20 protein-coding genes are annotated in these 24,774 nt (G+C 61.5%); 7 read left to right on the top strand and 13 right to left on the bottom strand.

What is annotated here, in order from left to right; all coding sequences use genetic code 11:
• Positions 1 to 238: 238 nt before the first annotated feature.
• The 5 genes from O5M90_RS15850 to O5M90_RS15830 are packed head-to-tail and all read left to right on the top strand — an operon-like array spanning position 239 to position 8,278.
• Complete coding sequence (locus O5M90_RS15850) at positions 239 to 2,080, top strand: type I restriction-modification system subunit M (RefSeq protein WP_269839497.1); 1,842 nt, start codon at positions 239 to 241, stop codon at positions 2,078 to 2,080.
• Positions 2,077 to 3,423, top strand: coding sequence for a restriction endonuclease subunit S (locus tag O5M90_RS15845; protein ID WP_269839496.1), 1,347 nt, complete (start codon positions 2,077 to 2,079; stop codon positions 3,421 to 3,423). Before O5M90_RS15850 ends, O5M90_RS15845 begins: the two co-directional genes overlap by 4 nt.
• A 12-nt stretch (positions 3,424 to 3,435) precedes the next feature.
• Entirely contained in the window at positions 3,436 to 4,584 is a 1,149-nt protein-coding gene (locus tag O5M90_RS15840; RefSeq protein ID WP_269839495.1) for an ImmA/IrrE family metallo-endopeptidase, read from the top strand.
• On the top strand, positions 4,584 to 5,087 hold the full coding sequence (locus tag O5M90_RS15835; RefSeq protein WP_269839494.1) for a DUF4411 family protein: 504 nt from the start codon (positions 4,584 to 4,586) through the stop codon (positions 5,085 to 5,087). The genes O5M90_RS15840 and O5M90_RS15835 overlap by 1 nt, the downstream gene beginning before the upstream one ends.
• 44 nt (positions 5,088 to 5,131) lie before the next feature.
• A complete protein-coding gene (locus O5M90_RS15830; protein WP_269839493.1) occupies positions 5,132 to 8,278 on the top strand; it encodes a type I restriction endonuclease subunit R in 3,147 nt (1,048 codons plus the stop codon).
• A gap of 112 nt (positions 8,279 to 8,390) precedes the next feature.
• Here O5M90_RS15830 and O5M90_RS15825 read toward each other — a convergent pair whose 3' ends face one another.
• The 3 genes from O5M90_RS15825 to O5M90_RS15815 form a co-directional block, all read right to left on the bottom strand.
• The gene (locus O5M90_RS15825; RefSeq protein ID WP_269839492.1) at positions 8,391 to 8,636 is read right to left on the bottom strand and encodes a hypothetical protein; all 246 of its coding nucleotides are present in this window, start codon (positions 8,634 to 8,636) and stop codon (positions 8,391 to 8,393) included.
• A 262-nt stretch (positions 8,637 to 8,898) separates the two neighbouring features.
• Positions 8,899 to 9,723: a hypothetical protein gene (locus tag O5M90_RS15820; RefSeq protein WP_269839491.1), complete on the bottom strand. Its 825-nt coding sequence runs from the start codon at positions 9,721 to 9,723 to the stop codon at positions 8,899 to 8,901.
• On the bottom strand, positions 9,720 to 10,097 hold the full coding sequence (locus O5M90_RS15815) for a hypothetical protein (RefSeq protein WP_269839490.1): 378 nt from the start codon (positions 10,095 to 10,097) through the stop codon (positions 9,720 to 9,722). The genes O5M90_RS15820 and O5M90_RS15815 overlap by 4 nt, the downstream gene beginning before the upstream one ends.
• A gap of 364 nt (positions 10,098 to 10,461) precedes the next feature.
• Between O5M90_RS15815 and O5M90_RS15810 the strand changes: the two genes are divergently transcribed.
• Together O5M90_RS15810 and O5M90_RS15805 are read left to right on the top strand one after the other, a co-directional pair.
• Complete coding sequence (locus tag O5M90_RS15810) at positions 10,462 to 12,210, top strand: anti-phage dCTP deaminase (RefSeq protein WP_440402159.1); 1,749 nt, start codon at positions 10,462 to 10,464, stop codon at positions 12,208 to 12,210.
• Positions 12,207 to 12,386 (top strand): hypothetical protein, encoded by a 180-nt coding sequence (locus O5M90_RS15805; RefSeq protein WP_269839488.1) that lies wholly within the window; start codon positions 12,207 to 12,209, stop codon positions 12,384 to 12,386. Before O5M90_RS15810 ends, O5M90_RS15805 begins: the two co-directional genes overlap by 4 nt.
• 178 nt (positions 12,387 to 12,564) lie before the next feature.
• Here the strand turns inward: O5M90_RS15805 and O5M90_RS15800 are convergent, their stop codons facing one another.
• From O5M90_RS15800 to O5M90_RS15755, 10 genes are all read right to left on the bottom strand, one after another.
• Positions 12,565 to 12,876: an IS66 family transposase gene (locus tag O5M90_RS15800; RefSeq protein WP_269840083.1), complete on the bottom strand. Its 312-nt coding sequence runs from the start codon at positions 12,874 to 12,876 to the stop codon at positions 12,565 to 12,567.
• A gap of 644 nt (positions 12,877 to 13,520) precedes the next feature.
• Positions 13,521 to 16,343 (bottom strand): DEAD/DEAH box helicase, encoded by a 2,823-nt coding sequence (locus tag O5M90_RS15795; protein ID WP_269839487.1) that lies wholly within the window; start codon positions 16,341 to 16,343, stop codon positions 13,521 to 13,523.
• On the bottom strand, positions 16,340 to 17,110 hold the full coding sequence (locus O5M90_RS15790; protein WP_269839486.1) for a hypothetical protein: 771 nt from the start codon (positions 17,108 to 17,110) through the stop codon (positions 16,340 to 16,342). Before O5M90_RS15790 ends, O5M90_RS15795 begins: the two co-directional genes overlap by 4 nt.
• Positions 17,111 to 17,221: 111 nt before the next feature.
• Positions 17,222 to 17,548, bottom strand: a complete 327-nt coding sequence (locus O5M90_RS15785; RefSeq protein WP_269839485.1) for an OB-fold nucleic acid binding domain-containing protein — start codon at positions 17,546 to 17,548, stop codon at positions 17,222 to 17,224.
• A gap of 1,056 nt (positions 17,549 to 18,604) precedes the next feature.
• Positions 18,605 to 18,967 (bottom strand): DUF2237 family protein, encoded by a 363-nt coding sequence (locus O5M90_RS15780; protein WP_137944919.1) that lies wholly within the window; start codon positions 18,965 to 18,967, stop codon positions 18,605 to 18,607.
• Positions 18,967 to 19,200: a DUF2805 domain-containing protein gene (locus O5M90_RS15775; protein WP_137944920.1), complete on the bottom strand. Its 234-nt coding sequence runs from the start codon at positions 19,198 to 19,200 to the stop codon at positions 18,967 to 18,969. Before O5M90_RS15775 ends, O5M90_RS15780 begins: the two co-directional genes overlap by 1 nt.
• A 13-nt stretch (positions 19,201 to 19,213) precedes the next feature.
• Positions 19,214 to 19,759 (bottom strand): adenine phosphoribosyltransferase, encoded by a 546-nt coding sequence (locus tag O5M90_RS15770; RefSeq protein WP_269839484.1) that lies wholly within the window; start codon positions 19,757 to 19,759, stop codon positions 19,214 to 19,216.
• A gap of 16 nt (positions 19,760 to 19,775) precedes the next feature.
• Positions 19,776 to 21,269, bottom strand: a complete 1,494-nt coding sequence (locus tag O5M90_RS15765) for a GGDEF domain-containing protein (protein ID WP_137944922.1) — start codon at positions 21,267 to 21,269, stop codon at positions 19,776 to 19,778.
• An 80-nt stretch (positions 21,270 to 21,349) separates the two neighbouring features.
• Complete coding sequence (locus tag O5M90_RS15760) at positions 21,350 to 22,612, bottom strand: acyl-CoA dehydrogenase family protein (protein ID WP_269839483.1); 1,263 nt, start codon at positions 22,610 to 22,612, stop codon at positions 21,350 to 21,352.
• A 117-nt stretch (positions 22,613 to 22,729) separates the two neighbouring features.
• On the bottom strand, positions 22,730 to 24,727 hold the full coding sequence (locus tag O5M90_RS15755) for a cation:proton antiporter domain-containing protein (protein WP_269839482.1): 1,998 nt from the start codon (positions 24,725 to 24,727) through the stop codon (positions 22,730 to 22,732).
• Positions 24,728 to 24,774 lie beyond the last annotated feature (47 nt).

Raw genomic sequence — 24,774 nt, 5'->3', positions numbered from 1 at the left:
ATAGGCTGGGCGCCAGCATTTGGATGTCGCGCATCGGTTGGGTACGCCACGGATGCTGAGGCCGGATTGGCGCTGCGGTTCGATGTGGTTAACAACGGTGTGCGACCTAGGCAGTGGTGCCCACCCCAGTAGCACGGAATGCCGGCTGCACTGGGTTTGCCAAAGAGTCCGAAGCTAGCTTTGCTGACAAAATCAGACAATTTTGGAGGCCGCAGGCCTCTTGCGAATCTGGGGCTACATGAATCATCAAGCGCTGTCGTCCTTTATTTGGTCGGTCGCCGACCTGCTGCGCGGCGATTACAAGCAATCCGAGTACGGCCGCGTCATCCTTCCCTTCACCGTGCTGCGCCGGTTGGACTGCGTGCTGGAAGCGACCAAGCCCGCCGTGCTCAAGGAGTTCGAAGCCAAGTCCAAGGCTGGGTTGAATCCCGAGCCTTTCCTGCTGCGCAAGGCGGGCCAGAGCTTTTACAACTGTTCGCCGCTGGACCTGGTCACGCTGTTGGGCGACCAGGACCACATCCGCCAGAACCTGTATGCGTACGTGCAAGCCTTCTCGCCGGCGGCGCGCGACATCTTCGAGCGCTTCGACTTCTATACGCAGGTCGAGCGTCTGGCCAAGGCCAATCTGCTGTACCTGGTCGTCGAGAAGTTCGCCAATATCGACCTGCACCCCGAGGCCGTGGACAACGCCGCCATGGGCGCGGTGTTCGAGGAGCTGATTCGCAAGTTCGCCGAAATCAGCAATGAAACCGCCGGGGAGCATTTCACCCCGCGCGAGGTCATCCGCCTGATGGTGGACCTGCTCTTCATCGAAGACGACGACGTGCTCGCGCCGGGCAACGCCGTGGTCCGCACCATCTACGACCCGACGGCCGGCACCGGCGGCATGCTGTCGGTCGCGGGCGAGTACCTGCTGGAGCACAACCCGCAGGCTCGGCTGACCATGTACGGCCAGGAGCTGAACGACGAGAGCTACGCCATCTGCAAGGCGGACATGCTCATCAAGGGCCAGCCGGTGGAGAACATCGTCGTCGGCAACACGCTCAGCGACGACGGCCACGCCCACACCAAGTTCGACTACATGCTGTCCAACCCGCCCTTCGGCGTGGAGTGGAAGAAGGTCGAGAAGGTAGTGCGCCAGGAACATGAGCAAAAGGGCTTCGACGGGCGCTTCGGCCCCGGCCTGCCGCGCGTCAGCGACGGCTCAATGCTGTTTCTGATGCACCTGCTGTCCAAGATGCGTCCGGCCAAGGACGGCGGCAGCCGCTTCGGCATCGTGCTGAACGGCTCGCCCCTGTTCACCGGCGGCGCCGGTAGCGGCGAGAGCGAAATCCGTCGCTATGTGCTGGAGAACGACCTGGTGGAGGCCATCGTCGGCCTGCCCACCGACATGTTCTACAACACCGGCATCGCCACCTACATCTGGATTCTGTCCAACAAGAAGCCGGCGGACCGCAAGGGCTTCGTGCAGCTCATCGACGCGAGCAGCTTCTGGCAGAAGATGCGCAAGAGCCTCGGGTCCAAGCGCAAGGAGATGAGTGAGGCGCACATCGCCACCGTCACGCGCCTGTTCGGCGATTTCACCGAGGCCGAGCTGGTCACGGTGTTCGACGCTGCAGGCCTGGCCCAGGGCGAGCCGCAGCTGGTCACGGGCACCGACAACCTGCCCACCGCGCCCGAGGGTGGCAAGCTCAAAAAAGTTCCCATCTCGCGCATCTTCAAGAACCAGGACTTCGGCTACACCACCATCACCGTCGAGCGCCCCCTGCGGGATGAGCAGGGGCAGGTCGTGCTCGGGCTCAAGGGCAAGCAAAAGGGCAAGCCTCAGGCGGACAGCGCGCTGCGGGACACCGAGAACGTGCCACTGGGTGAGGACATCCGGGCCTATTTCGAACGCGAGGTGCTGCCGCATGCGCCGGACGCCTGGATTGACGACGAAAAGAGCAAGGTTGGTTACGAGATTCCGTTCAACCGGCACTTCTACGTCTTCGAGCCACCGCGCAGCCTGCACGTCATCGACGAAGAGCTGAAGACTGTCACGTCCAGCATCATGAAGATGTTGGAGGAGCTGGCGGAATGAGTTTGCCGAGGTACGGGGAGTACAAGGACAGTGGTGTGGCGTGGTTCGACAAGGTGCCGGTGCACTGGGAGCCGTCTGTGTTGAAGCGCGTCGTTTCTCGTATTGAGTCGGGTGTCAGTGTGAACGCTGTTGATGCCCCAGCTAGTTCGGGTGAACCGGGCGTTCTGAAAACCAGCTGTGTTTACGCTGGAAATTTCGACCCCAGCGAGAACAAGGCTGTGGTTGAAGATGAGCTTAGCCGAGTTGCGTGCCCAGTCACAGCCGGCACCCTGATTGTCAGCCGCATGAATACGCCAGCCCTGGTTGGGGCAGCAGGCTTCGTCGCGGAAAGCGCTGAGAATCTGTTCCTACCTGACCGCTTGTGGCAGGTCCACTTCGTAGGTGCGTCGGCAAAGTTTGTCCATTGCTGGACCAATTCGCCCTCATACAGAGCTCAGGTGCAGATGGCTTGCGCCGGAACAAGCGCAAGCATGCAGAACCTGTCGCAGGATGAATTCCTCCGCTTTGTCTTGCCGCTGCCAAGTCCGTCGGAGCAAGCGGCTATCGCCGCCTTCCTCGACCACGAAACCGCCAAAATCGACGCACTGATTGCCGAGCAGGAAAAGCTCATCGCCCTGCTGGCCGAAAAGCGCCAGGCCACCATCTCCCATGCCGTCACCAAGGGCCTCAACCCCAGCGCGCCGATGAAGGATTCCGACGTTGCGTGGCTGGGAGAGGTGCCGGCGCATTGGGACGTCAAACCGCTTGGCTTTCTTTGTTTGGCGATTTCGTACGGATTCACCAATCCCATGCCTACGACAGACGACGGTCCGTACTTGCTCACGGCCAACGATGTTGCGATGGGAAGCGTGAATTACGAGACTGCTCGGCGAACGTCGGCTGAAGCGTTTCGCAACGAACTGACCGAGAAGAGTCGACCTAAGCTCGGTGACATCTTGGTGACCAAAGACGGAACTCTTGGCCGAGTCGCACTGTTCGATGGCCCCGAGGCCTGTATCAACCAGTCCGTCGCCTCTCTCCGCGTCGATAGCAAACTTGCCCTACCTCGCTTTTTGTCCATAGCACTGGCTGGTGGCGTCTATCAGGAGCGTATGGTGTTTGACGCGGGCGGCACCACCATAAAGCACATCTACATCAGCCGGCTAGGAAAGATGGCGATTGCACTGCCCCCGCCGTTTGAACAGGGCCGCATCGTCGCCCATGTGGAAGCGGAACAGGCAAAGCTCGATGCTCTTGTGTCCGAGGCAAAGAACGGCATCGCCTTGCTCCAAGAGCGCCGCAGCGCCCTCATCGCCGCTGCCGTCACCGGCCAAATTGACGTGCGCCATGTGCCACTGCGATAAGCTACTCCAACCATGACCCGCGTCCCAATCCAACCTGCTCTGTTCACCTGGGCACGCCAGCGCGCCCGGTTGGACGAGGCCGAGCTGGCGGCGCGCTTTCCGCACCTCGCGGAGTGGGAAACGGGCGCGGTGCAGCCCACGCTGCGCCAGCTGGAGCAATACGCGCAGGCCACCCACGCACCGCTGGGCTATTTCTTCCTGCCGGCGCCGCCCGAAGAGGCCGTTCCCATTCCGGACTTCCGGACCATGGGCCGGGGCATGCCACGCCTGAGCGCCGACCTTCTGGATGTCATCTACACCTGCCAGACGCGGCAGACCTGGTATCGGGACGAGGCCTTGGTCAATGGTGAGGCGCCTCTGCCCTTTGTAGGTAGCGTGACGCTCGCCACGCCGCCGGCCGAAGCGGCAGCGCTGATTCGCCAGCGGCTCGGCTTCAGCGTGCAGGCACGGCGCGAGTGCCCTACATGGACCGAGGCCCTACGGCTGTTCATCGCACAAGCCGAGCAGGCGGGCGTGATGGTGATGGTCAGCGGCGTGGTGATGAACAACAACAACCGCCACCTGGACCCGCAGGAGTTCCGGGGCTTCGCGCTGGCCGATGGCATCGCGCCGCTTGTCTTCATCAATGGCGCCGACAGCAAGGCGGCTCAGATGTTCACGCTGGCGCATGAACTGGCGCACCTGTGGCTGGGGCAAACGGCGCTGTCTGACGCAACGCTGTCCGAAACCTCCGACCATGCCACGGAGACCTGGTGCAATCGCGTAGCGGCCGAGTTGCTGGTGCCGCACGCAGAGTTCCGCGCCGCACTGCAGCAGGACGAAACCATAGACCTGGCGCTCAAACGCCTGGCCAAGCATTTCAAGGTCAGCAGCCTGGTGGTGCTGCGTCGCATGCTGGACGTGGGCTGGCTAGACCGCGATGCCTTCTGGGGCGCCTACCGCGCCGAGGAGGCGCGCATCAAGGCCTTGGCGGCGCGCAATGCTGGCGGCGGCGACTTCTACCGCACGACAGTCGCTCGCGTCAGCAAGCGGTTTGCCCAGACCCTGGTGGCCAGCACCCTGGAAGGTCGCACCCTGTACCGCGATGCCTTCCGCATGTTGGGCATCGCTAAGCCGGGCACGTTCAACGAGCTGGGTCGAACGCTGGGATTCCCGACTTGATGGCCTACCTGCTCGACGCCAACGTCTTCATCCAGGCCAAGAACCTGCAATACGGGTTCGACTTCTGCCCTGGCTTCTGGGACTGGCTGGCGCAGGGGTATGCCGCAGGCCGCTTGCGAAGCATCCGGCAAGTGGGCGACGAACTGAGCGCTGGTGGTGATGAGCTGGCGGCTTGGGCAGACGCTCAAGATGATGGCTTCTTCCCGCAGCCCGATGCCGCCGTGCTTGTCGCCGCGCAACGGGTCAGTGCCTGGGTGCTTCAGCAGGGGTACGAGCCGGCCGCAGTGAACACCTTCATGCAGGTGGCTGATTTCTGGCTCGTTGCGGCAGCCCTGGCCGGTCATCACACGCTGGTTACGCACGAAGTGGCGTCGCCATCGACCAGGAAAATCAAGATACCCAATGTGTGCATCGGCTTGGGCGTGGATTTCATGTCGCCGTACCAGATGCTGCGCAGGGAGCAAGCGCGATTCATTTTGGGGCCGGCACCTGCCGCGAGTTGAGGGCCAGCGTTAGCAGCCGGCAAGCAAGGGAGAGAACAAGAAGCATGGCTCTGCACAAGGAAGTCCATTTCGAAGCCGAAATCTGCGCCCACCTGGCCGCGAACGGCTGGCTGTACGGCGAAGGCAATGCCGCCCTGTTCGACCGGGCCAATGGCCTGTTCATGCCCGACCTGCTGGCCTGGGTCGAAGCCACGCAGCCGGACAGTTGGCAGCGCCTGGCCAAGACCCATGGCGCCGCCCTGCCCCAGGTGCTTGCCGAGCGGGTGCGCAAGAGCCTGAACCTGCCCGACCGTGGCACGCTGGACGTGCTGCGTCGCGGCGTAGAGATGCTCGGCCTGAAAGAACCGCTGATGCTGGCGCAGTTCAAGCCGGCGCTGGCCATCAACCCCTCCATCCAGGCCAACTACGCGGCCAACCGGCTGCGCGTGGTGCGGCAGGTTTGCCACTCGCCGAACAACCCCAAGGCGGCGCTGGACCTGGTGCTGTTCCTCAATGGCATTCCTGTAGCCACCGCCGAGCTGAAGAGCGACTTCACGCAGGACGTTGGTGATGCGGTGGACCAGTACCGCTTCGACCGGCATCCGCAGCCCAAGGGGGGCGTGCTGGAGCCGCTGCTGGGTTTCCCCGGCGGGGCGCTGGTGCATTTCGCAGTCAGCCAGAGCGAGGTGATGATGACCACCCGCCTGGCCGGGCCGGCAACGCACTTCCTGCCCTTCAACCGGGGCAATTCCGGCGGTGCCGGCAACGTGCCGAACCCCGAGGGCTTTGCGACGGCGTATCTGTGGGAAGAGGTCTGGGCGCGTGAGAGCTGGCTCGACATCTTGCATCGCTATCTCATCGGCAAGCGGGACGACAAGAAGCAGCTCAAGGCAGTCATCTTTCCGCGCTATCACCAGCTCGATGCGACGCGCCGACTGGTGGCCGATGTGCTGGCCCAGGGTGCGGGTCAGCGCTATCTGATTCAGCATTCGGCCGGCTCGGGCAAGACCAACTCAATTGCGTGGACGGCCCACTTCCTGGCTGACCTGCACGATGCCGCGCACCAGAAGATGTTCGACAGCGTGCTGGTGGTGAGCGACCGCAACGTGCTTGACGCGCAGCTGCAAGAGGCAATCTTCGACTTCGAGCGCACAACCGGCGTGGTGGCCAGCATCACGAACGAGACGGGCAGCAAGAGCGCTCAGCTTTCGCAGGCACTGAAGGACGGCAAGAAAATCATCGTCTGCACCATCCAGACTTTTCCCTTCGCCTTGCAGGCCGTGCAGGAGCTGGCTGCCACCGAAGGCAAGCGCTTCGCAGTGATTGCCGACGAGGCCCACAGCTCGCAGACCGGAGAGGCGGCAGCCAAGCTTAAGCAACTCTTGTCTGCGCAGGAATGGGCCGACCTGCAGGACGGCGGCGAGGTGGATACCGAGGCGCTGCTGGCCGCTCAGATGGCGGCGCGCAGCGGCGACGGTGCCGGGGCCGGGGCCAAGGGCCTAACCTACATCGCCTTCACCGCCACGCCCAAGCAGAAGACACTGGAGCTGTTCGGCCGGCCCGGCCCCGACGGCCTGCCGCAGCCCTTCCATGTCTACTCGATGCGCCAGGCTATCGAAGAGGGCTTCATCCTCGACGTGCTGAAGAATTACACCAGCTACAAGCTGGCATTCAAGCTGGCCCACAACGGCCAGGAATACGACGAGAGCCAGGTCGAGCGCAGCGCGGCAATGAAGGGCATCATGCAGTGGGTTCGACTGCACCCCTACAACATCGCCAGCAAGGTGCAGGTGGTTGTCGAGCACTACCGAGAGAACGTGCAGCCGCTGCTGCAGGGCCGCGCCAAGGCCATGGTGGTGGTGGGTAGCCGCAAGGAAGCGGTGCGGTGGCAGAAGGCCATACGCGCCTACATCCAGAAGCAGAACTATCCGCTGGGCGTGATGGTGGCCTTCTCGGGCGAGGTGAACGACCCGGAGAGCTACCCACAGGCCGTCACCGAAACCAGCAAGGACCTGAACCCAGGACTCAAGGGCCGCGACATCCGTGATGCCTTCGCCGAGCCCGACTACCACCTGCTCCTGGTGGCCAACAAGTTCCAGACCGGCTTCGACCAGCCGCTGCTGTGCGGCATGTACGTCGACAAGATGCTGGGAGGCATCCAGGCGGTGCAGACGTTGTCGCGCCTGAACCGCGCCTACGAGGCTGACGGCGTGAAGAAAGACTGCACCTACATCCTCGACTTCGTCAACGAGCCCACGGACATCTTGAAGGCCTTCAAGACTTACTTCGAGACCGCTGAGCTGGAGGCCGCAACTGACCCACACTTGGTCTACGACCTGCGCGCCAAGCTCGATGCCAGCGGCAACTACGATGACTTCGAGGTCGAGCGAGTGGCCAAGGTGGACCTGGACCCCAATGGCACGCAGAAAGCGCTGGACGCGGCCATTGCGCCGGTCGCCGACCGGCTTCTCAAGCGATACAAGGCCGCCCAGCAGAGCAAGGCCGCCGCCGATGCAGCGCAGGATGGCAAGGTCAGCCAGGCGGCCAAGGACGCGCTCGATGCCTTGCTGCTGTTCAAGAACGACATGGGCGCCTATGTGCGGCTGTACGCCTTCCTGAGCCAAATCTTCGACTACGGCAACACCGACATCGAGAAACGCTTCCTGTTCTTCAAGCGGCTCATCCCGCTGCTGGACTTCGGCCGCGAACGCGACACGGTGGACTTGAGCAAGGTGGTCCTGACCCACCACACGCTGAAGAAGGCCGGCAAACAGCCGCTGAATCTGAATGCGGACGGCAGCTACAAGCTGGCGCCAATGGATGCCGTAGGCAGCGGCTCGGTGCAGGAGAAGCAGCAGGCCTACCTGGCGGAAATCATCCAGAAGGTCAACGGCTTGTTCGAGGGCGAACTGAGCGACGACGACCAGTTGGTCTACGTGAATGGCGTGCTCCGGGGCAAGCTGCTGGAGAACGACACGCTGATGCAGCAGGCGGCCAGCAATACCAAAGAACAGTTCGCCAACTCGCCCGACCTCGGCAAGGCGCTGATGGACGCCATCATCGACGCCTTCGAGGCCCATCAGTCCATGAGCACGCAGGCCTTGGGCTCGGAGCGCGTTCGCGATGGCCTGAAGGACATCCTGCTGGGTCCGGCGCAGCTCTATGAAGCGTTGCGGGCACGGTCAGCCCCAAACAGCGGAGCTCGTGCCTAGCAGGCCCGCGCCTCTGTGCAAATCCACTCTGTCAGACCACTTTGGGCCGCTGGGAGACGAGGGCGGCTCTCGCCAAGGCAAGCCAGTGACGAGGGCATCTGTTCAGCCATGTCTAGTTCGGGGTGAAGCTGGTATGCACCACTTCCTTGCCATTGCTGTCAGTTTGCACGACCGTTATCGTTCGCCTGAACCCCTTAACTGCGGTGTGGTCCTCAACTTTGACCATACCTGTCTCGGTCCCATCCGCCTTGACTATTGAGTAAGTATCAATGTCCGTTTCCCCCATGAAGCCAGCAGTCTTCGAGCCTTTGTGCCTGAGTTGCTCGCCATCACACAGGATGAGCTTGTCTTTCCACATGGGTCCCCCCGGTTGATTTGAATGCAGCGCCCTCGGCCCGATGCCAAGCGCAATGGCTCAGTATGACTGCGAATGCCTGCATAAATTTCGGTTTGCCCCTACCTACGCCCCCCGTGCGCCTGTGATTTGATCCACGACGAAAGAGTGAAGCAGCAGCGCCGAAAAGCCGAGATCCAATTGCTGCCCAGAACTTTGAGCAATCCGTTGCCAACGCGTTGGCGCGGGCTGCGCCATTTCCTTGGCGAGAAGGAGAACAAGGCGATCACAGAGCACAGACCAAGCTGTTCCAGCTCTTCTTGCTCGGATACCAAAACAGCATGCCCTCACTGCCCCGCCCGTAAACGATCCATACCCACCGGGTTGAGGACTGCCGCTGCTCAAAGATCGACTTGAAGCGTACTCGCAGAAGAAGAGGTAGGTAGCGCGTTTGCTTGGCACCGCTACTGGGCCGCATTCTGGCCTGCGAATCGAGGGCAGGTGGTTCCAACGACAACGCGGCATCAAAGGCGCACATGTCGGGATCGCTGGAATGGCGAGCAGCAATCTCATCGAGGAATGCAACCGGCAGTGCCGTTTTTCCGCCAGCTGCCAGGCTGAACTTGTGCGAGCCGACCTCGCGGTATACCTGGCTTGGAGTGAACGCTATCGGCTTGAGCATGGGGATACTGGGGCCACTCTTGGGATCGAGAAAATCGATCTCGATCTCCGGAATTGGAATGTTGCGAGGGTTCTCAAACTCTAGCGTCAGGCTGATTCGGTCACTGTCCGGTAGCCATGACTGCAAGTACGCGCCGGTGACGCGCACTTCAGTGGGGTTCTGTGCCAGCAGCAATCGCTCCTGGTTGATCTCCAGGGAACTCATGCGATTCCTTTGTCCCAGGATGGTGATGTTTTGGCATGTCACTCCTATCTGTATGTGCCCAGAGTTATCGGTGATGTTCGGACTGGCACAGCCGTGGGAGGACTGCTGCACCCGGGGCTTACCGACGGGGGAGAGTTTCGTGGGCTCGGCAGCGGCATTTGGTGCATGTACCGAAAGCGATGCGATCAGCGACAGCACCCCCCGTGTGACGGTGCGCAATCTCATCGTTCGGCCTTGGACTTGTCAACTTGGACGGTCACTGAACCGCCGGTGACGACGCCGATGTTGGGACTTCCGTCACCGGTGGAAGACTGGCTGACGCTGGCCGATGGTGGAGGAGGCAAAGCGCTAACAGCGGCCTGTCGTTCCCGAGCCTTACGGGCCTCAGCGGCGTTCTCGCGCCTCTCGTCAGCTTGAATGCAGAAGTAGCTCAGCACAACGCCGATTACCAGCGTGACCAGTCCTACTGATGCGGTCGAAATCTCCCCAATGCCAGAGATCTTGAGGGTGGTCTTGCTGCTTCGGACCTTGACGAGCAGATACAGCCCGAATGCAATGACTCCAAGAGCAACGATGAATAGCGGCGTGCGCAATGCCATGTGGTGGTTCTCCCTGTTCCTGTATTGGGGTTTAAAGGAATTATTGGCCTGCGCTTTTCGCCTTGAAGCTTGGACACGGAAAATCCGACCGCCTTCGAGAAGTCTGTCGGATTTGTCTCGCTCGCCCGTGAGGTAGTTCTCAGTCAAGCGTGTTTGACGGTTGGTGTCACGCCACAGATGGCTCCTCTGCAGCGGTGCAAGTTCCGCGACTGCGGCAAGGCGGGGGTGGCAGAAAACTTGGACTGGTTGAGCAGCGATGCTCAGCCTCCATCCGGCGGCATCTCACATTGACTGGCGTCGGTCCCCTGCGGGTACTCGGACCTTGCCAGGTTGCACCTTTGCGACGCAGGAGGAACAAGGAGAAGTGGCCGTCGTGTCCGATCGCGGCACATCAGCGTTTGTGGGTATTGCCTTTGACGCCGTTGATGTGGACCCTGATGCACGCCGTCGGCGGATTTGCTCGACGAACATTCAAAAGACCGGAGGGCGAGCGCAAATGGCGACACGCAGGGGGACGAAGAATGCAGTCGAATCATTGGATTCGACCTCGTCAGGATCGCCTTTGACCCAGGCGAGGTTGAACGAGTTGATGGATGCATCGGATCCGGCGAACATTGAACTTGTCTTTGGTTTCGTTGGCCCGACCGGTATTGATCTGAACAAGGTCTGCGATGCCCTCAGATCCCAGCTTCGAGCCGTGCAGTACGAGGTCAGCGAAGTCCGTCTGAGCGAAAAAATCACGACATACCTGGGAAAGTCAGGCTCATTCCCAAATGAGTACAAGCGCATCAAGACGCTGATGGACCGAGGCACGGGGCTCAGAGAGGAATCGGGGCAGCCCGACATCGTTGCTCGCCTCGGAATAGCCGCTGTCAGGGAGGCAAGACAGAAGCAGACGAATGATGCCTTGAAGCCTGCCCCAAGGAGAGCCTATTTCGTGCGCTCGTTCAAGCGGCCGGAGGAGGTTGAGATCTTTCGGCAGGTCTATGGCAAGGCCTTCACGTTGATTTCTGTTTACGCATCGCGGAGCTGGCGCCTACAGTTTCTGAGGAAGCTGCTCGCGCCGTCGCTTGGACCTGAGCGAGCGAAAGCGGAAGAATTCGCGACGGAGCTTATCGGCCGTGATTACGAGGAAGAAGAGAGAAAGCTCGGCCAGCGAGTGGGCAAGACATTTCCCCTGGCAGACTACTTCGTGACCAGCGAATCAAGGCCAGAGCTGGAACGGCAGTTGAAGCGCTTGGTCCAGCTCACGTTCGGCAACCCTTACATTTCGCCGAGCCGCGATGAACAGGCCATGTTTCTTGCAAAGGCTTCGGCCCTCCGTTCGCTCGATCTCTCGCGACAAGTGGGAGCTGCCGTCGTCTCGTCGGAGGGCGAGATCCTGTCGACCGGCTGCAATGAAGTCCCGCGATTCGGGGGAGGTCTGTACTGGTCCAACGACGATGGTCTTATGCGGGACTTCGAACGGGGAAGCGATTCAAACGTCGACATAAAGCGGGAGATCGTCGAGGATGCCTTCAACCGGATGCAGCGCAAACCTGGCCTGCTGGCAGCCGTTGCTCGCAGGAGACCCAGTTCCGAACTGGCCCATGATGCGCTGTTCGCAGAGGGCGCGTACCTGAGGGATGCCCAGCTTTTCGACGTTATCGAATTTGGCCGTGCAGTTCACGCGGAGATGGCGGCGATCTCCCAAGCAGCGCGTTCCGGCGTCCGACTGCAGGACGCTCGACTCTTCTGCACGACTTTTCCCTGTCACATCTGCGCCCGGCACATCGTGGCGGCAGGCATCTCAGAGGTTGTTTTCATCGAACCCTATGAGAAGAGCAGAACGGCAGAGCTGTACGGTGACTCCATCAGCGTCGAACCTGCTGAACCCTCGCCGCGACGGGCCAACTTCCGTGCCTTCGTCGGCGTCGCTCCTCGTCGATATATGGATTTCTTTGAGAGTTTCGGAGTCCGCAAGACGGTAGACGGTAAGATCAAAGAGGTTGATGAGCTGTTGGCAACGCCCCGAATCAAACGGCTCGTTTTTACCTACACCCTTGCTGAGGCGTTTGTAGTCGACGGGACCAAACCTCCGCCGAGCCCTACTCGAGCCAGGAGCATTAAATGAAACAAGTTCATCATTCCTTCATGGGACAATTCCAGGCTGCTCGCCGGGAGGTAGCGCAGTTACGGACATTGATGGGGGAGTCGGCAAAAGTGGCGACCCTGACGTTCCCTCCCCAGCGCAGTACTGCCACAGAAGGCAGCCAGCGCATCGAGGGCAATCAGAAGAAGAAGCGTTGACCTACTTTGGTCTCGCGCTCCACGACGATTTCGACTAGCTCCAGTTTGTTCGCGGAATGAAGCTTCAAGCGGAGCCGTGATGCCGTTCCTGCATTGCGTGCAACGCCACCCGCTGCCAGGTCGGTAAGCGGTCAATGAACCACGTATTTGCGAGGACCCAGGCCGCAGCGTAAGGGCTTCAGGCTGAGGTGGGATCGATCCGCCAGGGCAGCAACGCCGGGAAGCCGTCGGCTGTCTGGGCGGTGGGCAACGCTTTGAACAGCGCACACAGATACGGGTATCCGTCGATGCCGTTGACCGGACAGTTCTGAAGCAGCGAGTACAGGTTGACGCTGGCATCGGCGCCGGCCACCGTGTCGCTGAATGACCAACTGTGGCGGCCGACGTAGAACGGCCGGATCGCGTTCTCTTGCACGTTGTTGTCGATGCTGTAGCGGCCGTCCTCGACGTAGCGCTTGAGCTTGCTCCATTCCGAGGAAGGGTACTCAATGTCCGTACAAAGTTCGTACGGCCAACAAAAAAGCCACCCTGATGTGACTCGCTTCCAAGATTAGCCGAGAGTTCGCTAGAGCTCTGTCCAATTCTTAGCCGATCTTTGACTAGATACTTGACGACGGCAACTACGGTGCCGAAATGAGTTTTCTGACGTCCTTTTCGCCAAAGTCTGGCAATAAATAAGTGCGAGTTCCGGCTTTGGCCAGAAATTAATTCCTGTCGGGACAACAAGATACTTGTCCTCATGAACCATGGTTGGCATAGATTGGCCTGAAATTGGGCCACCGGGACTACGCCAATCAGACGGAACGCGTCGCCGTTGCGTGGCGGGGGCCGGCGGCTTGGGCGGCGTTGGCGCAGGTATGCTGATCTGCACCATGTTCCGACTCAATCCGATCCTCCTCCCCTTCGGACTCAGTACTGACGACCAGTTGGTGCATGCATCCGTTGCCGTGCGCGGCGAAGAGTATCGTTGCCGAGGCTGTGACGACCAGCTCGAACTCCGCCGCGGCGCGAATCTGCGGCCTCAGGATGCGCCGCCGGCGCCGGCGCCGAGGCCAAGGTCGGCCCAGACTTGGGCGGAATAGCACATCTGTTATCCAAGTTGTTCAGAGCAGTTCGCATTGAAGCAAGCCAAAGCTAGAAGTCATTAGCCGGTTCTGAATTGGCGTCGTCCGCATCAACCGACCGGGCCTCAAGTGCGACGGCCAAGCTCAACCAGTTTCCGTCTCGCGCGTCTGGATGTGCGAAAGGTGCAAGTAAATCCATTGCCCTAAGAAGCCATGGGAGAAAACTAGCCATAACCGAGTCAACAAATGTGACGAACTCATCGAATTTTTTGTCGACGTTATCCGGGCTGGCTTTGGACGTGGCTCGTGCTGGCAGTCCGTCGAATATCTTTCGAACATCAACTCCGTTTAGGAAGGCGCGAATAACGTAAGGGAGGTCTGCCTCCTTCATGGGGAAAAGATGCTTGTCCTGGCCAACTACTTTGTGAAGAATGTAGTTGGGCTGCTCATCTATTCTCCCAAATGTAACTAGGAGAGAGCACAGGAACTCAGGATCTTGCAAGGGGGCTCTTGACTCTGAGAGGAATCTCAATATCGCGCGAACAGAGCGTGGCGAGAATCCGCACTGATTGGAGGCGTGCCCAAGCGATGTTAGTTTTATCGGGCTATTCTGCTCAGCGAGTGCTCCGCCCGGTTGCGTTGCGTCGAGAATGTAAGCAAGAGTCGAATTTACAACCTGCATTATTGTCGCAGGGCCTGCCGAGCGTGAAGAATAGGTGGCATTTGCAAATACTTCACCAATATTTGACAAGTTGGGGTTTTCGCGGATGCAAGCCAGCAATTGTGAGGCGAAGGCGCCCGCTGTCCTTCGCTGTTCTTCTTCGGATTCGACTTCCCAGTCGACGCCCAGTGTGGATGCCACAGGGGCGGACGAGAACATCACCTTTGTCAGGCGAGTTGGTTCAGGATGCTTTCCTCTTCCCCCAAAGGCTTCCTTCGGACCGATGGTGTTTTCGAAGATGACAGTGTCGCCTTCTGTGAACCAGCCGGCACGACCGCTTCTACCTGCAATATTTCGAAAAGTCATTGACCTCATTGGAGCGCCACCGTTGCGGAAGCTCGATAGCCAATGAGAAACAAGCGTCCATCGGAACGGAAAGTCTGCGCCCTCGGCTAGCGTGGTTGTCGAGCAAACCAAGCGAAATCGCTCTTCCCTAATGGCCTTTTCAATTGAACGCCGAACTGCATGCGGCAATGAAGCGTTGTGATATGCAATGCCGCGTTCTATAAAGCTTGCAAGAGGAGCAAGCCAAGCGTGGCGTGCACGAATTTCTCTCGCCAACGATTTCAATTCTTCATCTTCGGTCTCAGGAAATGTCGTGGCAACTTCTCGTGCAAGTGCTCGTGTATCAGAGCGCCGAGGGCATACAACGAGGCCAGTTATGCCAAGACGACTGAGTAGCTCCAAGGTAATAGTGCGAACATTCTTCGCGGCAGAAATCTCAAGACTGTTTGTATTTATTGAAGGATAGACGTCTTCGGGTAGCGTGATTCTGTGCGGCACTGAGATGGCCGTGTCAGGATTGGCCCAAGCGGGACGTAGCGCGTCGTTTCCGTGAATCCACGTCAGATTTCCAACGGAATCACATGTTGCCAATCGGCGAGCTGTGGGCCTCCAGCCGATCCGTTGAACCTGTTCATCCGCGATTCCCAGCCAATTTGATAGGGCAGAAGTCTCTGGGAGCACTGCGGAGAGGCCCATGATTCGTAGCTCGGTAAGTCTTGACTGTAGTATTCGAAGACGACTTAACAGGCCTTCCACACGGCTGCCGCGTATCCCGTTCTCAATGATGTGAATTTCATCCATGACAACCAAGCGCAAACTTGCGAGTTGCTCAGTCGTTCGCAACCAGCTGTCAAACCTTTCGGGCGTGGCGATAATGACGGCGGTTGAAAAAGCGTTTTGAATGAATTCCGACTTGAAGCCGCCAAACATGGAGACCACCTGCATTCGGTCGGCGAATCGCTTTTCGTTCAACGAATTCCGAACTTGCTCGCCAATTGCCACATACGGTGCCACATAAACACATATGCCGCCACGTTGACTTGCCGCAGCAATGGCGCATTCTGCAATGAATGTTTTTCCCGTGCTTGTCGGTAGAGTTAGCAGGGAGTTTTGGTTGCCGGTTGTTATTCCATTATCAATGAGTAGTTTTCTTTGGGGAGGGAGTAGTGTTACAAGGCCGTTGGAAATTGAGTTTTCTACGAACCAATCTGGCATGCCTCCAGGAGCGTTGTAGATATTTGCAGTGGCGAGGCGAAATGCTTGGCGCGCAGCTATCAGTAGACTAAGTGCGAAGGATTTGTCAAAGGTGTTTGCGTCGGCTCGGGTTGCAATGTTCTTTAAAATTGTTTCAGCCTGCTGGTAGTGGGTAGCTCGCTCATGCATGGTTCGCTTTCGAAGAGCGTAGAACCAATGAAAGCGGAAGCCATCGATTCCAGCGATGGGGTCATTCTCCTGAACTGCCAAGGTTGCGCGAGAATTGCAAATGACAGAGGCAACGCACTTAAGCGGTGTACGAATTTGGAACTCATGGGCAACTCCCTTCAATGCGGCAGCTGCACTCGGGAAGTTGCCGCACATTGCGAACGCAATTGCGGAAAGTAGCGTGAGTTCGCTCGTCTGCTCGTGGTTCTCGGAGTCCGCGAGCGAAAGCTGTTCTGCCGTTGAAAGTAATGTCCGAGCGGCTGAGATAAGTGGCGCAGCAAATGCTTCCTCGTCGAGTGCTGCAATTTCTTCGTCTTCCAATAATTGGAAGCTTGACATGCACTTTAGGGCGACTGCGACGTCCCAGGGGTCTCTGGTATCTGAGGCGGGAGTTACTCCTCTAGCCTTTGCTAGCGCCGCCGCGGCGCTGGTGTTGAAATCAACAAATGATGGAAGCGTAATCATGGTGTGAATGACTTCCTGTTTGCCATTTGCACCATGGCTTCATTCAAGCGCGTGATTGCTATGCTCCACCCCTCGATTGTCCCATCTGGCCATCCTTGAAGGTAGATTTGGTCGATAACTTTATTCAGTGCGGCAGCCGGGTCTCCGTGTCGCAAATCGTGCACCAGTGTTGGCATCAGCCGAATTCGCGTGCAGTGTTTTGCATCGGGTTGCGCTATATCCTCAACTCGTTGAATTTTAGCTAGTGGCCAATTCAACTCTAGGTGGAGTTTGGCTTTTATTGCGCTAATTCTGCTTTGTAGTGCGGTGGAGGGTTGGGTATCGTCAAGGAGCTTCTTGTAGTCCTTTACTAGCGCTTCGGCATAGGTTAATTCTTCCGCTCCAGTTGCTTTTACTTCTTGTATGTACAGGCGGTCATTCGCTGTGTTGCCTACTGGGTCAAGGAAGAGGACCATGATATCCAGGCCTACTGCGGTCCCAGGCTGAAGAGGGATTAGAGCTCCGGCTAGTGACGGTGTGTAGTTGGCGGCGCCGAATTTTTCATTTCGTGCCACCAAGAAAGTTATGAATTCCCCAATGTTTCCTTTTTGGCCGTTTGTCAGTTCAACAAGTGGTGGGGTTGGTGGTGCGTGGCCGGCAGCCGCGAGCTGGCCTAAGTAATTTAGTACCCAGGCATAGAAGGCCGCACAGTTCGGGTCGCCTCGAAATTGGCGAATGAGTCCTCCCTTTGAGTGGGAGATATCGGGCTCTGCTTTGTATGTCATCATTGGCCCGGCCTCTTGCGCCGGACTTCCTCCGCTGAGGAGTTTATACAGAGCGTTACAGACGTGGATTTATGGTGGAAGCCCGAATGGCTAGGCCAACTCATAAAGAGTTCGTTAGTGGAAGTCTCTGCTCGGCGCGCTGAGGCTTCCAAGCATTGAAGTCAGGTCCTTCGCGTGGCCGACGACGATGCTCCTGACCTCGCCCTCCTTCTGCCAACGCCCCTTCACCGCCAAGAGATTTGACCCAAGGATTTCCGGCCGCTGCCGTTCAAGCGCATCGCGCCAGACCACCAACTGCACATCGCCCGTCTCGTCTTCCAAGCTGATGAACGTGACGCCGCTGGCGGTTTCAGGCTGCTGTCGAACCGTCACCAGGCCGGCAAAGCGCACCGCGCGTCCGTCAGGTAGGTCGTGGAGGTCTGCAGCAGTGCTGAACTTCATCTCTGCCAGTTGCTCGCGAATCAGTGCCGGCGGATTGCTTCGCAAGGACAGGCCAAGCGCAGCGTGGTCCCATCGCTTGCACGTCACTCTGCTGTGGGGGACAGGCTGGGACGAGGAAGCGCCGCCATACCTTGGGCCTGACCTCTTCAAGCTCGACGTAGATTTGGTAGGCCAGCGTCGACGCGCCGGGCTCGAAGAGGGTGGACTGGCTCATGGTGCCCACTTTGCCGAACGAGGATCGGCGGGGTACCTGGGGGGAGCCAGAAGTCAGGCACTCCGGCCAGCTGCGATTACCCGCTGGCCCCTTTCGATTTCGGTGGCGGGCTGAGTTTGGAGGTCTTGCCCTTCGACCTAGATCCTGCGTGTCTCGCGGAGCTGGAGCGTTTGGATCTGCCGCAGCGAGAACCCAGTAACCAAGCCGGGGCTGCTCTCGATGTGGCCGGCGGCCGTCAGGACGTGCATAAATTTCTCAGAAATCTATGTATGTCGTGACCAAGGTGCATAGACATCTACGGTTTTCTATCGATATCGGACATTGATCCATGGCCGCCTCACCGACCATCGAACCGCTGGAACAGCTCAACGCTGCCCGTTTTGATGATGCAGCCATTCTGAAGAAGTTGGCCACCAGCAGCCGGCACCCGAGGCGCGGAAGAGCTGATCACGATTTGGGGCCGAGCCTGGGACTTGCGGATGGACGGCTGATGTCATGCAGATCTGGTAGCGATCCGCCCCACCTAAAAGTCGCCGCTCAGACTATTTGAAAAGCACCCAGGCGTGCTTGAGTCCAAGTTTGAGTCCATGCTGCATTTCGACAGAAGGAGGAACCCAGCATTCATGCGGCCTAGCGGTCAACCACCGTAATTTGTATCGGAAAGTGAGCGTACGCCGGGCCGATGCCTCGAATGCGGCCTTGTCCTACGCGCAGCGGCGCCCCGAGTTGGTAAATTGGCCTCACTCAGGGTGCTCTTCCTCCCTCCCTCAATGGCCCTGAGACTTGCCCGGCAGCCGTGATGGTTTGCCGGGCTTCTTTTTGGGGCGCGAGGAGCCCCGGGCTTACACGGTCGCCGTGCGCAGCTGCTCCAGGCTGACGTACTGCAGTGCCCGCGCATGGGTGCATTCCAGCACGACCGGCGGCGCGACGCCGGCCTCATAGGCCTGCCGCCAGCGCAGCGCGCACAGGCACCAGCGGTCGCCCGGCTTCAGGCCGCGGAAGCGCTGTTCGGGGCGGGGCGTGCTGAGGTCGTTGCCGCGCAGCGCCGAGAACTGCAGAAAGGCGGCCGTGAGCTTGGCGCAGATCACGTGGCTGCCGAGGTCGTGCTGATCGGTATGGCAGCAGCCGTCGCGGAAGAAACCGGTCAGCGGGTCGTAGGAGCAGGGCACCAGCGGCGTGCCCAGCACATTGAGGGCCTGCGGCATCAGCGGCCGTGCGGCCAGGTCGACTTGGCCTTCGGTGGCTTGACGCCCTTGCCCTGGGCGGCCCAGAGCTTGTAGGCGCTGGAGGTCAGCTCGCGCTTCATCAGCTGCACCAACTCGCCCTGGCCGATAGCGTGCTGCATCAGCACCTTGTTATAGGGCGGGGTGTCATCCCAGGCGGTCTTGATGACCGCGTCGATCTGGTCGCGGCTGAGGCGGGGAATGGGTTTGGCCATGGTCTATTGTCCTTCAGTGGCCGTCGAAGTCGACCAGCGTGAACAGCGGCAGGCCGCTCTGCTGCAGGCGCTGGGAGCCGCCGAGCTCGGGCAGGTCGACGATGGCCGCACCCTCCACCACCTGCGCGCCCAGGCGTTGCAGCAGCTTGGCGCCGGCCATCATCGTGCCGCCGGTGGCGATCAGGTCGTCGATCAGCACGATGCGGTCGCCGGGCTTGACGGCGTCGGTGTGCATCTCCACCGTGGCGCTGCCGTATTCCAGCTCATAGGTCTCCTCCACCGTCGTGAAGGGCAGCTTGCCCTTCTTGCGGATCGGGATGAAGCCGATGTTCAGCTCATAGGCCAGCACCGAGCCGATGATGAAGCCGCGTGCGTCCAGGCCGGCGATGGCCGTCGGCTTCGCATCGAAATAGCGGTGCACGAACTGGTCGATCAGCACGCGGAACACGCGCGGATTGGACAGCAGCGGCGTGATGTCACGGAACTGCACGCCCGCGCTGGGCCAGTCGGGCACGGTGCGGATATGGCTCTTGATGTAGTCGGCGGCGGTGGTCGGCATAGGCGCCGATGGTAAATCAGGCCACCAGCGGACTGCAGACCATGCGGGCGCGCCCGGCCTGCTTGGCCTGGTAGAGCGCGGCATCGGCCAGCTCGATCAGGTGCAGGGCCGGCAGCTGGGCCTCGGCGACGCGCGCTGCCACGCCAATGCTCAGCGAGACGCTGTGGCGCACCGGCGAGGCGGCGTGCTCGATGGCGGCCAGGCGCACGCTGTCGAGGATGCGCTGGGCCACCACCTGGGCGCCGGCCAGATCGGTGTCGACCAGCAGCACCGCGAACTCCTCGCCGCCGTAGCGGCACACCGGCTCGCCGCCGCGGCCGACGCAGCTGCGCAGCAAGGTAGCGACGCGGCGCAGGCAGTCGTCGCCGGCGACATGGCCGTAGTGGTCGTTGTACTGCTTGAAGTGGTCGATATCGACCAGCAGCATCGCCAGCGGCTTGCCGGCACGGGCGCTGCGCTGCCACTCGATCTGCAGGGCCTGATCGAACAGGCGGCGGTTGCCGACGCCGGTCAGCCCGTCGGTGGTGGACTGGCGGGCCAGCAGCTCGTTGGCCTGGCGCAGCCGCATCTCCTGGCGTTTGCGTTCGCTGAAGTCGGTGATGATGCCGACGAACAGATGGGTGGTGGCGGTCTTCACCTCGGCCACCGACAGATGCACCGCCAGCTCGCGCCCGTCGCGGTGGCGGGCGCTGAACTCCTGGCTGCCGCCACTCAGTGACGCGTTCCGGGTCAGGTCTTGCGGGGCGCTGGGAACGCCCTGTATCAGCATGCTCAGATGGCCGCCGCGCAGCTCCGGCGCGCTGAAACCGAAGAGCTGGGCGCAGGCGGGGTTGACCTCCAGCATATGGCCGCCGGTGTCCAGCGTGACGATGCCGTTGGTGGCCGCATTGATCAGGGCCTGCAGATGGGCCTGGCTGGCGGCCAGGCGCTGCTGCTCATGGACCAGGTCGCTGACCTCCAGGCGCACGCCCACCATGCCGCCCGAGGGCGTGCGGCGCTCGAAGATGCGCAGCCAGGTCTCGTCATGCACGCGCTGCAGCAGCGGCGCGCGCTGCTGGCCGCGGTTGCGCTTGCGCTCGGTCAGCCACTCCTCCTCGCGGCCGATCGCCTCGGGCACGCCCTTGATGGCCAGCGAGGCGCGCGCCAGCTCCTCGAAGCTGGCACCGCGCTCGAACTCGCGCAGCATATGGGGATAGATCTCGACCAGGCGCTTGTTGAAGGCGACCAGCTTGTCCTGGGCGTCGAAGATCTCGACGCTGGCCGGCAGCGCGTCGATGGCTTCTTCCAGCGTGCGCTGGGCGCGCTCGGCGCGGGCCCGGGCGTGCGCCATGGCCATCAGGGCCAGCCCGGCCACCAGCGCGCTCAGGCCCAGACTGGCCATGCTCAGCCAGGGCAGCCAGGCACGGTCCACCCAGCCGCCCAGGCTGCTGATCAGCACCGTGGCCTGGAGGGCCAGCACCAGGCCAAACGCCAGGGGCGGCCATGCGCGGGAGAGCTTGGGGCGTTGCATCGTGGGGCTTTGCGGAACAAGCGACGGATGCTAGCGGCCCCTCCCGCGCAGCGACAGACCCCCTAGGGGGGGAGTTTGTTTCAGCCGCCTCTTGTGATGGGCATCTCGACCTTGTCGGCCGGCAGCTTCATATGACGGGCCAGCTCCAGCTTGGCCAGCGAGTTGCGGTGCACCTCATCGGGGCCGTCGGCCAGACGCAGGGTGCGCTGGTGCGCCCACATCATCGCCAGCGGCGTGTCCTGCGAGACCCCCATGCCGCCATAGACCTGGATCGCCCAGTCGATGATCTTCAGCGCCATCGTCGGCGCGACGATCTTGATCATCGCGATCTCGGCCTTGGCCACCTTGTTACCCACCGTGTCCATCATGTAGGCGGCCTTCAAGGTCAGCAGCCGGGCCTGCTCGATGCTGCAGCGCGCCTCGGCGATGCGCTCCTGGGTCACGGTCTGCTGGGCGATGGTCTTGCCGAAGGCGCTGCGGGCAATCGCGCGCTCGCACATCAGCTCCAGCGCCCGCTCGGCCGCGCCGATGCTGCGCATGCAGTGGTGGATGCGGCCGGGGCCCAGCCGGCCCTGGGCGATCTCGAAGCCGCGGCCCTCGCCGAGGAGGATATTGGCCACCGGCACCCGCACATCCTTCAGCACGATCTCCATATGGCCGTGCGGCGCATCGTCGTAGCCGAACACCGACAGCGCGCGCTTGATCGTGATGCCCGGGGTGTCGGCCGGCACCAGCACCATCGACTGCTGTTCGTGGCGGCCGGCGCCCGGATCGGTCTTGCCCATCAGGATGTAGATCGCGCAGCGCGGGTCGCCGGCGCCCGATGACCACCACTTGGTGCCGTTGATCACATACTCATCGCCCTCGCGCTCGATGCGGCACTGGATATTGGTCGCGTCCGACGAGGCCACCTCAGGCTCGGTCATCAGAAAGGCCGAACGGATCTCGCCCTTCAGCAGCGGCTCCAGCCAGCGGTCCTTGTGGGCCTCGCTGCCGTAGCGGGCGATGGTCTCCATATTGCCGGTGTCCGGGGCCGAGCAGTTGAAGACCTCGGGCGCCCAATGCACCCGGCCCATGATCTCGCACAGCGGCGCGTACTCGAGATTGGACAGGCCCTCCGGCGCGCGCGGCGACTGCGGCAGGAACAGATTCCACAGCCCGGCCTGGCGCGCCAGCGGCTTGAGCTCCTCGATCAGCGTGGTCGGCAGCCAGGCATTGCCGGCGCGGCGGTTGGCCTCGACCTCGGCGTGGAAGCGCGGCTCGTTCGGGTAGATGTGCTGATCGAAGAAGGCCAGCAGGCGCTCGCGCATTTCCTGGACCTTGGGGCTGTAGTCGAAGTTCATGGTGACGCGTCCTTGTTGGCTGCCGTGCCGCGAGTGTGGCGCAAGCCGCCGCCCGCGCCTGTCGCCCAGGCGGCAGGCTGTCCCGCAGGGGACCCGCCCTTCAGCACTTGAGCCCGCTCAGCCGCGCAGCAACTTCTCCTCGGCCAGGGTCAGCGCCTCCGGCGTGCCCGACAGCACCAGCGTGTCGCCGCCGCCCAGCAGCAGGCTGTCCTGGGCTGCGACCACCGCGCCGCTCGCGCGCCGCAGCGAGACCACGCCGACGCCCACCGCATGCAGGGCCAGGGCCTCCAGCGGCTGCTTCGCAAAGGGACTGGCCTGGGGCAGCGTGACCGAGATCAGACGCTCCTGCTGGCGATCCTCGGCGCTGTCGTCGTCGGCGCCGTGGAAATAGCCGCGCAGCAGGCCGTAGCGGGCATCGCGGGCGTCGCGCGTCAGCCGGATCACGCGCCGCATCGGCACGCCCACCAGCGCCAGCGCATGGCTGGCCAGCATCAGCGAGCCCTCGATCGCCTCGGGCACCACCTCGGTGGCGCCGGCGGCGCGCAGCTTCTCCAGATCGGTATCGTCGATGGTGCGCACGACCACCGGCACCTGGGCCGCATGCGAGCGCACCAGCTGCAGGATCTTCAGCGCCGAGGGCGTGTCGTGATAGGTGACGACCACGGCGCTGGCGCGCGCCAGGCCGGCGGCCATCAGGCTTTGCAGCCGTGCCGCATCGCCGAACACCACGCTCTGGCCGGCCGCCGCCGCCTGGCGCACCCGGTCCGGGTCCAGGTCCAGCGCCATATAGGGGATGTGCTCGCCCTCCAGCAGCCGGGCCAGGTTCTGGCCGCTGCGGCCGTAGCCGCAGATGATCACATGGGCGTCGGCCTTGATCGCCTTCTTGGCGATGCTGGTCAGCTGCAGCGACTGCATCATCCAGTCGCTGCTGGACAGCTTCATCACGATGCGGTTGCTGTACATGATCAGAAAGGGCGTGGCCAGCATCGACAAGACCATGCTGGCCAGCACCGGGCTGACCCATTGCGGCGCGATCAGCTGGTGCTGGGCGCCCAGGGTCAGCAGCACAAAACCGAACTCGCCGGCCTGGGCCAGATACAGGCCGGTGCGCAGCGACACGCCGGCCGGCGCCTTGAACAGCCGCGCCAGCCCCGCCACCAGCACGAACTTGGCCAGGGTCGGCGCCAAGGTCAGCAGGAAAACCAGATGCCATTGCTCCAGCACCGGCCGCCAGTCCAGCTTCATGCCTATGGTGATGAAGAACAGGCCCAAGAGCACATCGTGGAAGGGCCGGATATCGGTCTCGACCTGATGCTTGTATTCGGTCTCGGCGATCAGCATGCCGGCGACAAAAGCGCCCAGCGCCAGCGACAAGCCGGCGTGCTCGGTCAGCCAGGCCAGGCCCAGCGTCACCAGCAGCAGGTTCAGCATGAACAGCTCTTCGCTCTTGCGCCGCGCCACCAGGGTCAGCCACCAGCGCATTACCTTCTGCCCGCCGACCAGCAGGATGCCCAGCAGCACCGCCGCCTTCAAGGTGGCCCAGCCCAGCGAAACCGCCATCGCGCCGCCGCTGCTGTTCAGCGCCGGGATCATCACCAAGAGCGGCACCACGGCCAGATCCTGGAACAGCAGCACGCCCATCACGCGCTTGCCGTGCTCGCTCTCCAGCTCCAGCCGTTCGGCCATCAGCTTGACGACGATGGCCGTCGAGCTCATCGCCATCGCGGCGCCCAGCACCAGCGAGCCCTGCCAGCTCAGCTCCCACTCGCGGCCGAAGTAGGCAAAGCCGGCTTGCAGCAGGTAGTGCCCGGCCACCGTGCCAACAACGGTCAGCAGCACCTGCAGCAGGCCCAGGCCGAACACCAGCGAGCGCATGCTGCGCAGCTTGGGCAGATTGAACTCCAGCCCGATCACGAACATCAGGAACACCACGCCGAACTCGGCCAGGTAGCGGATGCTGGAGGTGTCGCCGGCCAGGGCCAGCGCGTTCGGCCCGATCAGCACCCCCACCGCCAGATAACCCAGCATCGGCGGCAGCTTCAGCGAGCGGCAGATCACGACACCCAGCACGGCGGCCACGAGATAGAGCAGGGCAAGGTCCAGCGAGGTGATCATGGCTTCATGTTAAGCGGTGCCCGGGCGGCGCCGGCCGGTCTTCATGC

Source organism: Paucibacter sp. M5-1 (genome assembly GCF_027498415.2).
Lineage (GTDB): Bacteria > Pseudomonadota > Gammaproteobacteria > Burkholderiales > Burkholderiaceae_C > Roseateles_E.
This window is presented reverse-complemented; position numbering and strand designations above follow the sequence as displayed.